Below are 13175 nucleotides of genomic sequence, written 5' to 3'. Positions count from 1 at the left end.
CGCCGCTACGGGCTGCGCCCGTACCCCGGCGAAAGAACTATCAGAGTTCGGTTGGTAGCACCCGGTCAGGGGTGGCCCAATGCCCGGACCAGCTCGCCGACCTCCGTTCGCCAGGCGCGAACCTGGTCGTGCGTGGGGCCGATCTCGTACTGGTGGTAATGGCACCCCAGACACAGGTGAGACCAGACGGCCTTGGTGCGGCGGGCGGTCTCCGCCGCGGTGTAGCAGCGCAGGCAGAGCATCCGGGCCCGCCCTGTGGTCCTGGACAATCCCGGCACCGCGGCGTCCAGTACCTGGCCGACAGCGATCTCCAGGGCGGTCCGCAGGGCCAGGGCCGCTCCACGGTGACGGCCGGCAGCGCTGGCGCCGAGGTTGTCGGCGAGGAGCCGGTCGGCCGTCAGCAGGAGGTCTTCGACTGAGGTGGCAGGACCAGTCATCACGCGGCCACCTCCGGCTTGCGCACCTTCTGCGCCAGGGCCTCGACGTCCTTCACGAAACGGCGCGCGTCAGTGATCTGTGCGCCTCCGGAATGGGCACCCCCTTGGCACTGCTTGATGAGGTACGTCGCCTGAGCTCCGTAGCGGGTGCGCAGTTCCTGGTCGATGTCGGCGGTCCGCCCGATGTCACCGAACAGGGCCAGTGCCGCGATCTTCCTGAACTTGTCGGCGTCGCCGACGGCGGCCTGCAGCGCGTGTTCGGAACCACCGAAGCGGTGATTCCGGATCCAGGCAGCTTCGAGGAAGGCGTTTTCCAGGGCGATACGGCACAGGCTGGGCAGCACATGGGTCCGCGCCGCCGTCGGAAGGCCCGAGGTGCTGACGATGGCCATGGCGTCGGCGAGCGCCTGGGCGACCGGGTCGGTCACGGGCTTGACCGTCACCCTCGACGACGTGCCCCGGTCGACCTCGAACACGGTCACGGGCAGTTCCTGGCTGGCGAAGGCCCGCTGGAGCCGGGTGTCGTGGGTGAAGACGACGACCTGTCGGTACTTGCCGATTTCGGACAGGACCTGGGCGAGTCCGTGAACCTTGGCCGGGTCCATGGACTGCACGGGGTCGTCGATGATGACGAAGCCGAACGGGCTGTCGGCGGTGGCGGCCCGGGGCAGGAACAGAGACAGCGCGAGGGAGTGCTGCTCGCCCTGGCTCATGACGCTGAGTGCCGAGGCCTCCTGACCGTCGACGGAGACGTCCATGACCAGCTTGCGGACGGTGGCCTTCTCGCTGCCCTTCAGGCTCACGGCCTTGAGGTCGATGTTGCTCTCCTGGCGGAGCTTCTCCCAGATCCGCTGCGACTGGTCGGCGAAGCCCTCCATGCGCTGTTCCCGCAGCTCGGCGGCCAGGGCCTTTATCCAGGTGCTCGCCTTCTTGAGGTCACGCAGCCGACCCCTGTTCGCCTCTACGGCACGGGCCTTCTCCGCCCAGCTCGCCAGGCGAGTGACGAGCCTGCGCCAGCGTTCGTCGCGCTTCTCCACCTCCCTGCCGGCCCTCTCCTTGACCGCGGCGCAGGCATCGGCCAGGGGCGCGGCGGTTTCGTGGGTACGCCGGGCGAGTTCGGCGGGATCGCTGATCGTACGGCAGGCGGTCCAGGCACTCCACGGGGCGGTCAGAGCGACAGGGATCCGCGCGGGAGTGTGGACGAGGTCCTGCACAGCCCGAGCGGCCGACCGGAGTTCGCTGCGCGCGTCCGCGGCGGCCGTCGCCTCCTGTCGCAGTGCGGCGATCTGGGCGGTGGCATCCGTGGCCCAGGCAGTGTCCAGCATCCCGTCGGTCCGGCACACGGGGCACGAATCCTCGTCGGGGTGGCGGTCGTTGTGAGCCACTGCTCGCTCGAGGAGTTCTGCACGCTGCAGAGCGTCTTCGGCGCCGGTACCGCGCAGGTCCTCGACGTCGGCGAGGGCCTTGCGCAGCCGGTCCACAGCCGCGCCGACCTGCGCCATGTCGGGTCCCTCTACGTCGGCCTCGGCGTGCAGCTCGGCGAGCAGGCCCTCGTCAGCGCTGGGCAGACCACTGACCAGTGCTTCAAGGGTCGCGAAGTCCGGGGCTCCCATCGTGTCGATGGCCACGAGCGCCTGTACCGCGCGCTCGTCGTCCTCGAGCTCGTACAAGCCCTCCTTGAGGCCCGGCAGCTCCGCCCTCGTCGCCTTCGCCGCGTCGTCGAGCGCCTTGGCCTCCTCGCGGAGCCGGCTGTCGGCAGTGCTGAGCTGCCCCAGGCCGAGGATGGTGGCGATGGCGTCGTACATCTCGGAGGGCTTGCCGCTGATCATGCGGTCCAGGTCGACATACGACAAAAAGGGCCGATAGTCCGTCAGGGCCTGCTTCCAGTCCGCCTGATCGAGGGCCACACGGCCGTGCCCGGGCCGCTTGAGTTCACCCTCGGAGTCGTTGAAGTCCTCGCCCTTCCACGTCCGGGTGAGTGTGCTGCGGCCGGTGTCACCCTCGATTGCGAGTTTCACCTCGATTTCAGGCTTGCCAGTGTCGTGGAGGTTGCGCCAGTTGCGGCTGCGCGTCGCGTCCTTTCCGTGCCACCGCAGGTTGGTGCCGGTGAAGGCCGTCTCGATGCTCTCGGCAATGCTGGACTTGCCGGAGCCGTTGCGGCCGACGACGAGGTTCACGCCGGGCTGGGGGCTGAGCTTCAGCCAGGCACGGGGGCCGATGCCGCGGAACCGAGTGACGGCTACGGACTCGAGGTAGATCCGGCCGGCCTGCGCGGCCGCCCGGGGCTCGCCGTCGCCCAGAGCCTCCTTGAGGATCACCTTCACGGCCTCGGTGAGGTCTGCCGCCGCCAGGCGGGTCTGTACCAGCTCGGCCACCGGGACGGGCTGTTCGACCGGAGCTGGCTGGTCGGGGCTGGGGTGGAGCGCGTTCTGCTCGGGCTGTTCCGTCACGGTCATGGGTGTCTCCTGGGGTCTGGTGCTGATACGGAGGAGGGGTGGGACACCGGCTGCGACCGTGGAGGGTGTGACTCCTGCGCCGCATCCGACGCAGGGAACGATAGGGAGAACGAGGCGGTAGGCATCTTCAATAAATTGATAACCTGGGTTATCAACTACCCGTGAAAGATTGATAGTTGACCGTTCGTGCTGTTCGCATTCATTCGCGCAGCCCTGCCTGTTCCGGCAACGGCTTCACGTGGACGGAGACGGTCTGAGCCCGGTAGCTGGTCGTCCGGCACTCACGGGCGGGTGGCGGCCGAGGGCACGAGCGGCCAAGTTCGCGCAGTTGCTTTCCGGGGATTCCGCCGGTCAACGACGGATGGGATCACCTCTACCTCGGCGTGCATGGCGCGCAGTCGTCGGGCCGAGTGCAGGAGGGAGATCTGGGCGAAGGTCAGTCGCCGAGCGTGAACTCGAGGGCTCCGGCGCGTAGTTCTTCTTCGGTCTGGGTGAGACCACCGCGGTGGGACACCTCGACGGTGTAGAACTTCGACCCCGGGGTGATCTCGGCGACCGTGAACGAGAAAGTGCAGCCCGCCTCGGTCTTCTCCCCGAGACCGAGGGAGCTGGTGGCGACCAGAGTTCCTGCCGCGTCGGTGACGTTGACCTGGGTGCCGAAGTCGATGTCGGAGTAACCGCCCGTGCCGGAGCACGGCTCCCCGTCTTCGAGATCCGCGCCGACGTCGGTGAGGGTGATCGTGCCATCGGTCTCGAACGGTTCCGGTGCCTGTGTCTCCTCGGCCGTGGCGGTTTTCGAAAGGCTGTCACCCTTCGCCCCGACTGTGTCTTCGCCGATGAGAGACACGGTCAGCCAGCACGCCGCCATCGCTGCGGCTCCTGCGCCGACACCGAGGGCCAGGACAGCGCCCCGCGGCAGTCGCGCCCAGCGGGAAGGGCTTGACGGTCCGGCCGGGGCATGGCCCCCGCCCGGTGCGAACGTGGGCATGGCCGGGGCTGGGGTCGCCGGGGCAGGGTTCAGTACGACGGGTTCGGGATCCGGCGTCGGGACGGGAACGTGAGCAGGCGGCTCGGATTCGGACATCGCGGGGCTTCCTCTCGGGATTCGAAACGAGGGCGGAGGCAGGCAGCTGTGAGCGCGGCAGACCCTCCCCGCCCAGTGGGGGAGAGTCGAAAAAGTCGGCGTCAGCCGACCTTCTCCCATTTCAGGCAGCCCTTGGTCTCGAAGTACTCGCCCTTGTTGACCGTCACGCGCGACTGACCGGTGATGTTGTCGTTGGCGATGATCGCCCCGAACTCGCCGGAGGCGTTCTTGTTCCGGGCCCAGTAGCAGCCGAGGCCGAAGTTGTCGTTCTCGGGTCCGGCGGTCTTGTAGGTGCCGGCCTGTATGTCCTCGCCGACCAGGTATTGGCCGTCGCCGTTGATGGCGTCGGGCGGGCCGGGCTTCTTGGTTGGCTTCGGTTTGGCGGTGACCGTCTCCTTGGCCGTCTCGGTGACGGTCACGGCCGGCTCCGGCGCAGGGGCATCGGCGGTCTTGGTAACGGTGACGGCGGGCGCGGGCCGTGTGGAGTCCGCTGCGCTGCCCGACTCTCCACTCCCGCCGATTGCAGCACCGAAGATCAGCGCGCCGAACGCAGTCGCACCATGAGTGAGCCATGCCTTCCGGCGGGACGGCTTCTGCACCGGCGGCTGTGGCGGCAGCGGGGGCGGCACGGCGCCCCAGCTGGTGGCCGGGCCTGTCCAGTCGGGCTGGGCGGCGGGCGGTGTCGAGGGCATGCCAGTCATATCGGGAACCTCCGGATTGTCGCGTGAAGTTCGTCCCACGCGGTGGTGTGTCAGCGGAGGCCAAGGTGTCGTTCATGGATGACAAGAAGAGTGAATGAATGCGATAACCCCGGTTATCAAGCATGTCGGTTGTAACAGGGCCCATCCGCAGTAAGGTTCTGCCACCTGCTCCGTAGCCGGGATTTCCTCCCGGAGCCGACAGGACAAGGCCCGTACGGGAAGGGGGTGGAGACGATGAGCGCTGCGCTCGAAGCGGGATCCCACATCCTGCCCGAGATGCTGGCCTGGCGGATCACATACGCCGAAATCGCCGCCCTCGCACACGTGCAGCGGCCCGTCCCCACCACCTGGAGCCGCAGGCACCTGGACTTCCCCGCGCCCGTCGCCCAAGAGGACGGCCGCCCCCTGTTCGACGCCCGTGCGGTCGTCGACTGGCTGACGACGACCGGCCGCGGCAATGCTGACCCTCGCCGACTGCGCGCCGAGCTGGCCCTGCACACCCTCTCCGCCTGGCGGACCCCCGCGCTGCCCGCATCCGTTCTGGTGGAGGCGCTGACCGCGCTGATCTGCCTGCGCCAGCAGCTCGACACCGCCGTGTCGGGCCAGAGTTGGGACACGCTCCTGACCCGGGCCGACGACCTCGACTCCGAGGACACCTTTCTCCTCGCCGAGCTGCGTGCCGTGCCCGACGCAGACCGCACCGGCCCCGCCCTTGCTGCTCTCGCGGACGAGCTGACCGAGGCCGCCTACACCCCCGCAGAGGCCTTCGACTGGGTCCTGGAGGCCCGCCGCCGCCTCGGCTCCCACGACCTGGCCGCCGACGAGACCACCCCAGCGGTCGTCCGGGCTCTCGCCGCTCTGTCCGGTGTCGACGACCTCGGCGAGGAGTCCGTCATCGCCACCCCCCACGCACGCGCTGGCGACCTCCTCGCCGCCCTGCACGACCGAGCCGCCGAAGGCTCCGGCCATACCTACCTTGCCGCCGACCCTGACCCGGCCCGGGTCCGCCTCGTACGCCGACGGATGCTCGTACGAGGGGTGTACGAGTTCCATCTCGACGTCATGGAGGGCGAGGACCTGTCCTCCTCCGCCGACGAGTGGGGGTACCCGGACCTGCTGGCCTGCGTCCTCCCGTACGAAGGCGCGGAGACCCGCAGCCCGCAGGCCGTATTGGAGCAGGTGCAGGCGCTCACCGACTACCTCGGCAACGGCTCCGTGGCCGTCGTCCTCGGCCCCGCCGACGTACTCGTACGCCCGCTTCCCCGGCACGGCGAGGCCGACCGGCTGCGCCGCTCCTTCCTCCACGAGGGCCTCCTGAAGGCCGCGATCAGCCTCCCCGACGGGGCGTTCGCCTACCGTCCCGGCTACCGCACCGCCGTGTGGGTGCTGTCCCGTACGGCGGAGGCGGAGCGCGCGGGCCGCGTCCTCCTCTCCGACTTCTCGGCGCAGCCGCTTACCGAGCCGGTCCTCGACGTCCTCGCCGAGGACATCGCCATCTGGCGCTCCTCCGGCTGGCGCGGAGACCGCCGGCACGAGCCGCGACACGCCGTGATCGTCCCCGCGAAGGACCTTGACGACCGGCCGGGTACCGCCTTTACCCCGCACCAGCGCCCCGCCGAGGCCCGCTACACCCGCGCGGTCATCGAGCGCCCGGCCCGCATCAGTGACCTGGAGCAGCGCTTGACGGAGCTCCAGGAGCAGGCCCGTCGGCAGCAGGCCGACCTGCGCGCGGCGCTGCGCATCCAGGCCGTCCTGCGCCCCGAGGACCAGCCGGTACGGCGCACCACGGTCCGCCGGCTCCTCGAGGAGCGCCGTCTGCGCCGACGCCCCGGCCACCGCATCGCGCCCGAACACCTCACTTCCGAGGGCCACTACCCGGTGCTCACCCCGGACGAGGTCCTTGGCATCGCACGGCTCGGCAGCCGCCGCATCGACCGCGGTTTACTCCTCACGGCGTACGACCACGCCCAGTTCACCGAGCCCGGCGACATCGTCGTCACCGCCAACCCGCGCTTCGCCGTCCGCGTCGACGAGGAGGGCCTGTCGGTCGTCGCCGCTCCGGCCCGCATTCTGCGTGTCCACCCCGATGCCGACCCACCGGTCCGGCCACGGGTGCTGGCGGCGCTGCTGCGGGCGGCGGCCACGGAGTACGCGCGCACCAGCGGCGCGGTAAGGGCGTCCCGGAGCATTGAGGACCTGCTCATCCCCGACTTGGGGCGAGCCGAGGCAGAGCGCTATGACGCCGCGCTTGCCGAGATCGAGAACCGCGCGGCGCTGTTGCGGGAGCAGTCCGCCGCCCTCGACGACTTGGCCCGCATTACGGCCGCCGGTATCGCCGACGGCACGCTGACCATCCAGAACCTTCCCGGAACCGACGACTGAAGGAGACGGTCTGCCCGATGGCTACCGCTGCGAAAAAGCCCACCGACCAGGCGGAGTTGTTCAACGCCTCCACCGCCAAGGAGATCCAGGCGATCCTGTGGAAGGCCGCGGACAAGCTGCGCGGCTCCATCGACGCCGCGCAGTACAAGGAGTTCGTCCTCGGCCTGATCTTTCTGAAGTACGTCTCCGACGCCTTCGAGGAGCGCCGCACCGAGCTGGCCGAGGAACTCGCCAAGGACGGCATTTCCGAGGACCGCCTCGACGACTTCCTGGAGGACCGCGACGAGTACACCGGCGCCCACGTCTTCTGGGTTCCGGAGACCGCCCGTTGGTCTTGGATTGCCGCCAACGCCAAGAGCCAGGGTGTCGGCAAGCTCCTCGACGAGGCGATGGACGCGGTGATGACGGAGAACGCCTCGCTTAAGGGCGTCCTCCCGAAAATCTTCAACCAGGACCGCATCGACCAGAAGCGCCTGGCCGAGCTCGTCGACCTCATCAGCGACGCCCGCTTCGGTGGCACCGAGGACAAGCCCGCGCAGGACGTGCTCGGCGAGGTGTACGAGTACTTTCTCGGCAACTTTGCCAGCGCCGAGGGCAAGCGAGGCGGCGAGTTCTACACGCCCCGGTCCGTCGTCCAGCTGATCGTCGAGATCCTGGAGCCGTACGAGGGGCGGGTGTACGACCCGGCGTGCGGCTCGGGCGGCATGTTCGTCCAGGCGGCCAAGTTCATCGAGGCCCATCGGGGTCGCGGCCACAAGGCCGACCTCTCGGTTTTCGGCCAGGAGCTCAACGAGCGCACCTGGCGTCTGGGCAAGATGAACCTCGCCATCCACGGCATCGACGGCAACCTCGCCCCCCGCTGGGGCGACACCTTCGCCGAGGACAAGCACCCGGACCTCAAAGCCGACTTCGTAATGGCCAACCCGCCCTTCAACATCAAGGACTGGGCGCGGGACGAGGGCGACCCTCGGTGGAAGTTCGGGGTGCCGCCGAGGAACAACGCCAACTACGCCTGGCTCCAGCACATGGTCTCGAAGCTGGGCGATCGGGGCACAGCCGGCATCGTCCTCGCTAACGGTTCCATGAGCTCCCAGCAAAGCGGCGAGGGCGAGATCCGTCAGGCGATGGTTGAGGCAGACCTGGTGGCTTGCATGGTCGCGCTTCCCTCCCAGCTCTTCCGCACGACCCAGATTCCGGCCTGCCTGTGGTTCCTGTCCAAGGACAAGACCCCGCAGGGCGCGAAGCGTCTGGAGGACCGCCGCGGCGAGATCCTCTTCATCGACGCCCGGAGCATGGGCGAGATGGCTGACCGGACCGAGCGCATCCTGACGGAGGCAGACCTCTCGAAGATCGCCGGGACGTACCACGCGTGGCGGGGTACGGCCTCTGCCCGCGAGGAGAGGCTGACGTACGCGGATGAGCCTGGGTTCTGCTTCTCGGCCCATCTGGAGACGGTCCGCGAGCACGGGTACGTGCTTACACCTGGGCGGTACGTGGGCGCTGTCGAAGCGGAGGAAGAGGACTCGGAGGCAGTGGCGGCGAGGATCGCCACGCTGACGGAGGAGCTGTACGGGTTGTTCGCCAAGTCGGCGGAGCTGGAGAAGACGGTTCGGGAGCAGCTGGAGAGCATCGGATGAGCGAGCTGACGTTGGCGGACCTCTGCGAACTCGTAGTGGACTGCAAGAACCGTACGCCTCCCGCGGCGGCTCCAGGGGAACACTCCGTAGGGTTCGCCATTGGTACACCAGACATCATCAATGGGCGAATTCGACTGTCGGAAGCCAAGCCGGTAAGTCAGGAAACGTTCAATATCTGGACTGCGCGCGCGACCCCTCGTGCGGACGATATTATTCTTACGCGCGAGGCTCCCGTGGGACGGGTTGGCCGCATTGAGGAGGGGATGAATATCTGTCTCGGGCAACGGACAATGCTCCTGCGTCCGAGTAAGCAGCGTTCGGATTCGCGCTTCCTTCATTATTTCCTTTTGAGTCCCACTGTTCAGGATCTCTTGCACGCCCAAGGGTCCGGATCGACGGTAGCGCATCTGCGGGTCGCGCAGGTCCGCGAATTGAGGATTCCTGCAGTTCCGGACGTTGATGAGCAGCGTCGAATCGGTGCGGTGCTCGGGGTGCTGGATGACAAGATTGCGATTAACGAGCGCATCGCGGCCACGGCCGATGAGCTGGCTGGCGCACTCTTCCATGGATGTTCTGAGCGTGCACCTCAGTTGATCACTAAAGTCGCCAACGTTACGATGGGGCAGTCGCCTCCCGGTGAGACGTACAACGAAGCAGGAGATGGACTGCCGTTCTATCAGGGGACCAGAGACTTCGGAATGCGCTACCCGGGGCACCGCGTGTGGTGTACAGCAGTCACGCGCTACGCCTACGAGAACGACGTACTCGTCAGTGTCCGCGCCCCTGTTGGAGAAATCAATGTGGCGACAGAGGAATGCGGCATCGGACGGGGTGTCGCAGCAGTAAGATCCGTCCAGTATCCCCACGTACTTCTGCACGCACTTTCGTCGGATCGTTCCGTGTGGCGGCCGTACGAGGCCGAGGGGACTGTTTTCGGGTCCATCAACAAGAAGCAGTTCTCGCAGCTAGAGCTGAGCTGGCCAGGTGAGCAGCACATCGATGGGCTCGAATCGCAACTCAAGGCACTTGACGATCGTCTCCGTCAGGCCATGGAAGAGTCCCGGACCCTCACCGCCCTCCGCGAGACCCTTCTCCCCCAGCTCATGTCCGGCCGACTCCGGGTCAGAGACGCTGAGAAGATTGTCGAGGACCACGCATGACGGACCGCCCCGACAACGACAACGGAGAGCGCCACCGCCCCTTCGAGTCCGACTGGGAGCTGCTCGCGCTCGATGAGCTCGCCGAGCTGGCCTGGGAGCCCGCCGCTGGCAACGAGTTCGCGCCCGGCTCTGGCCACCGCAAGTCGTGGGACGACCTGATGCTCTACCCCGACCTCCGGGAGGCGGTGGAGCGGCTCAATCCCGAACTCCCCCCGGACGCCGTCCGCGATGCCGTCGCCGCCGCAGCGACCCCGGCCTCGCAGGACACGTACGAGGAGAACCGCACCGCCCACGGATACCTGACGACCGGCATCCGCTCCGTCACGTACACCGACGCTTTCGGTGCCGAGCACAACCCCACCATCCGCCTCGTCGACCTGGACGACCCGGACGCGAACGTCTACCGCGCCCTCAACCAGGTCATAGTCATCGACGGGGAACGCAACCGCCGCTTCGATGTCGTCCTGTACGTCAACGGCCTGCCGCTCGCCGTCCTGGAGCTGAAGCGGGCTGGCGACGAGGATGCCACGCTCCAGACCGCGCACTCGCAGATCACCCGCTATATCGACGAGTTCCCGACGGCCTTCCGCTACAACGCGGTGGTCCTGCTCTCTGACGGCATAACGGCGAAGTACGGCACGCCCTTCACCCCGTACGAGCACTTCGCGCCGTGGAACACGGACGAGTTCGGCGTCCGCGTCGACCCACTCGACGCCGAAGGCATATGGGACTCAGGCCAGAACCTGGCCCTGCACGGCCTATTCACCCAGCCGCGCTTTCTCTCCCTCATCCGGTCCTTCGTCAACTTCGTCCCGCCGAAGCGCATGAAGCGGATCGCGAAGCCGCACCAGTACCACGCGGTGACCCGTGCTGCGGAAGCCGTACGGGAGGCCGCGGCGAGCGACGGCAAAGCCGGCGTCGTCTGGCACACCCAGGGCTCGGGCAAGTCCGAGGAGATGGTCCTCACCACGACCACGGTGATGAAGGACCCGGCGCTGTTGAACCCGACGGTCGTCGTCATCACGGACCGCACGGACCTCGACGACCAGCTGTACTCGACCTTCCTGGAGAGCGAGATCCTCCCGGAGGCGCCGAAGCAGGTCCTCACCCGGGCCGAGCTGCGCGAGGAGTTGGTCGCCAAGCGCGTGGGCGGCATCCTCTTCACCACCCTCCAGAAGTTCGGCCGTACCAAGGAGGAGAAGGAATCCGGCGCGGACCACCCGCTGCTGTCGGACCGCCGCAACATCGTGGTCGTCGTCGACGAGGCACACCGCAGCCATTACGACTCCCTCAACGGCTACGCGCGCCATCTCCGCGACGCCCTCCCGCACGCCACGCTCCTCGCCTTCACTGGCACCCCGCTATCCCAGGCCGACCGCAATACCCGCGAAGTGTTTGGCGACAAGGGGGATTACAACGGCTACATCGACGTCTACGATCTCAAGCGCGCCGCCGACGACGGCGCGACCGTCAAGGTTTTCCACGAGAGCCGCGTCGTCCAGCTCGTCCTGGACAAGGACGTCGACCCGACGAAGATCGACGAGGAGGCCGATCGCATCACCGACGGCCTCGACGACACCGAGCGTCAGCGCGTCGAGCAGGCAGTCGCCACGATGAACGCGATGTACGGTCTGCCCGCCCGCATACGGGACCTCACCCAGGACCTGGTGGAGCACTGGGAGGGGCGGCGCGATCGGATGAAGCCGTTCGTTGGCGTCTCCGAGACTGGCGGCGCGGTCGGCAAGGCGATGGTCGTGTGTGCGACCCGCGAGATCTGCGTCCGCGTCTACGACGCCCTACGCGAGCTGCGGCCCGAGTGGCACAGCGACGAGGTCGACAAAGGCGCCATGAAGATCGTCTTCTCCTCGAACTCTCGCAAGGACCCGAAACGCCTCCTCGCCCATGCCCTGAGCGACAGTCGGCGTAAGACGGTCATCAACCGGGCCAAGGACCCCGACGACGAGCTGGAACTGCTCATCGTCAACAACATGCTCCTGACCGGCTTCGACGCCCCACCGATCCACACGATGTACCTGGACCGGCCGCTCAAGGGCGCCAACCTGATGCAGGCCCTGGCCCGCGTCAACCGCCGCTTCCGCGCCAAGGAGGGCGGCCTCCTCGTGGGATACGCGCCGCTCACCGAGAACCTTCAGCGGGCGATCGCCGAGTACACCGAAGCCGACCAGGAAGACCGCACGCTCGGCCAGGACCTCGACCGGGCGCTGGACGAGCTGCGCAACGAGTACGACGTTCTCACGGACATCCTCCGCGGCTTCGACTGGCAGACCAGGCTGGCCATGCCGTCCAAGACGGCGTTCATCGACGCGGCGATCAGGGCCGCCAACTACCTGCGGGACCCGCGCACGGCGGGCAACGACCCGGAGAAGCTCGACGACCCCCGCCAGACGCTCGGCCGACGCTTCCGCGAGCACGCGCACCGCCTGGAGCGCTTCTACGCGCTGTCCGCCAGCGCCACGAACATCGGTGAGCGCTTCCCCGACCACCCGGCCTGGCGCCGGGACATCCAGTTCTTCGTCGAGGTTCGCGCCTACATGGCGAAGTACGACGCGATGGACCGCGAGGCCCGCGGCTTGCCGGTCGCCCGAGACGTCGAGCTGTACCTCGCGCAGCTGACGTCCTCGGTCGTCGAGACCGGCGGGGTGACGGACCTGTTCGCCGAGGCCGGCCTGGAGACCGCCGACCTGACGCACCTGAACGACGCGCTCGTCGCACAGCTGCAGAACAGCGAGACTCCGCACCTGGCGGCGGAGGCGCTTCGGCGGCTCATCGAGCGGAAGATGCGCGAGGTGACGCGGCACAACATCGTCCGGCGCACGACGTTCTCCGAGCGGCTGCAGGACCTGATGGTGCGGTACATGCGCCAGCAGTACACGAGCGCCGAACTCATCGCCAAACTGGTCGAGATGGCGAAGGAGGTCATGGACGATGCCCGCCGTGGCGAGAAGTTCGAGCCGCCGCTGGACTGGCGCGAGCTCGCCTTCTACGACGCGGTGGCCGACCATGGCACGGCGCGCTCGGTGATGGGCGACGAGGTGCTGGCCGGCATCGCCCGCGAGTTGGTCGCTGAGGTCCGCAGCAAGCTCAAGCCGGACTGGATCGCGCGCGAACCGGTCCGCGCCCGCCTCCGCAGCGCCATCAAGCGCCTGCTGGCCCGCCGCAACTACCCGCCGGACCAGGCCCCCGAGGCCATCAACCTGGTCCTGAAGCAGATGGAGCACTTCGCCAACGAGTGGTCCACGAAGGAAATGAAGGAGGACTGAGCCACGGTTCCCTCTGCCATACGAGCTCACACCAGTC

At 67.9% G+C, this 13175-nt stretch carries 8 protein-coding genes; 4 read left to right on the top strand and 4 right to left on the bottom strand.

Translation table 11 applies throughout. From position 1 onward, the window contains the following. Positions 1-65 precede the first annotated feature (65 nt). The 4 genes from OP79_RS37825 to OP79_RS55540 all read right to left on the bottom strand — a co-directional run bounded on the left by OP79_RS37825 (position 66) and on the right by OP79_RS55540 (position 4678). Positions 66-437 (bottom strand): hypothetical protein, encoded by a 372-nt coding sequence (locus tag OP79_RS37825; protein WP_033326964.1) that lies wholly within the window; start codon positions 435-437, stop codon positions 66-68. Further along, complete coding sequence (locus OP79_RS37820) at positions 437-2893, bottom strand: AAA family ATPase (RefSeq protein WP_033326962.1); 2457 nt, start codon at positions 2891-2893, stop codon at positions 437-439. The genes OP79_RS37825 and OP79_RS37820 overlap by 1 nt, the downstream gene beginning before the upstream one ends. 436 nt (positions 2894-3329) lie before the next feature. After that, positions 3330-3761, bottom strand: coding sequence for a hypothetical protein (locus tag OP79_RS37815; protein WP_051745250.1), 432 nt, complete (start codon positions 3759-3761; stop codon positions 3330-3332). 317 nt (positions 3762-4078) lie between these two features. Further along, positions 4079-4678, bottom strand: a complete 600-nt coding sequence (locus OP79_RS55540) for an Rv1352/Rv1906c domain-containing protein (protein WP_051745248.1) — start codon at positions 4676-4678, stop codon at positions 4079-4081. A gap of 234 nt (positions 4679-4912) precedes the next feature. On the opposite strand from OP79_RS55540, the gene OP79_RS37805 reads away from it, so the two are divergent. The 4 genes from OP79_RS37805 to OP79_RS37790 are packed head-to-tail and all read left to right on the top strand — an operon-like array spanning position 4913 to position 13138. Then, the gene (locus OP79_RS37805) at positions 4913-7060 is read left to right on the top strand and encodes a hypothetical protein (protein ID WP_033327006.1); all 2148 of its coding nucleotides are present in this window, start codon (positions 4913-4915) and stop codon (positions 7058-7060) included. A 17-nt stretch (positions 7061-7077) separates the two neighbouring features. After that, complete coding sequence (locus OP79_RS37800) at positions 7078-8697, top strand: class I SAM-dependent DNA methyltransferase (RefSeq protein WP_033326961.1); 1620 nt, start codon at positions 7078-7080, stop codon at positions 8695-8697. Next, entirely contained in the window at positions 8694-9857 is a 1164-nt protein-coding gene (locus tag OP79_RS52610) for a restriction endonuclease subunit S (protein ID WP_078492260.1), read from the top strand. The genes OP79_RS37800 and OP79_RS52610 overlap by 4 nt, the downstream gene beginning before the upstream one ends. Continuing rightward, on the top strand, positions 9854-13138 hold the full coding sequence (locus OP79_RS37790) for a type I restriction endonuclease subunit R (RefSeq protein ID WP_033326960.1): 3285 nt from the start codon (positions 9854-9856) through the stop codon (positions 13136-13138). Before OP79_RS52610 ends, OP79_RS37790 begins: the two co-directional genes overlap by 4 nt. Positions 13139-13175: the final 37 nt, after the last annotated feature.

It is taken from the genome of Streptomyces yerevanensis (assembly GCF_000716805.1).
GTDB classification, from domain to species: Bacteria; Actinomycetota; Actinomycetes; order Streptomycetales; family Streptomycetaceae; genus Streptomyces; species Streptomyces flaveus.
The sequence above is the reverse complement of the archived record's forward strand: the minus strand, read 5'-3'. Positions and strand labels throughout refer to the sequence as shown.

Coding starts and splice junctions, on each gene's coding strand:
- OP79_RS52610 (WP_078492260.1), top strand. CDS start 8,694: ATGAGCGAGCTGACGTTGGCGGACCTCTGCGAACTCGTAGTGGACTGC.
- OP79_RS37815 (WP_051745250.1), bottom strand. CDS start 3,761: ATGGCGGCGTGCTGGCTGACCGTGTCTCTCATCGGCGAAGACACAGTC.
- OP79_RS37805 (WP_033327006.1), top strand. CDS start 4,913: ATGAGCGCTGCGCTCGAAGCGGGATCCCACATCCTGCCCGAGATGCTG.
- OP79_RS55540 (WP_051745248.1), bottom strand. CDS start 4,678: ATGACTGGCATGCCCTCGACACCGCCCGCCGCCCAGCCCGACTGGACA.
- OP79_RS37800 (WP_033326961.1), top strand. CDS start 7,078: ATGGCTACCGCTGCGAAAAAGCCCACCGACCAGGCGGAGTTGTTCAAC.
- OP79_RS37825 (WP_033326964.1), bottom strand. CDS start 437: ATGACTGGTCCTGCCACCTCAGTCGAAGACCTCCTGCTGACGGCCGAC.
- OP79_RS37820 (WP_033326962.1), bottom strand. CDS start 2,893: ATGACCGTGACGGAACAGCCCGAGCAGAACGCGCTCCACCCCAGCCCC.
- OP79_RS37790 (WP_033326960.1), top strand. CDS start 9,854: ATGACGGACCGCCCCGACAACGACAACGGAGAGCGCCACCGCCCCTTC.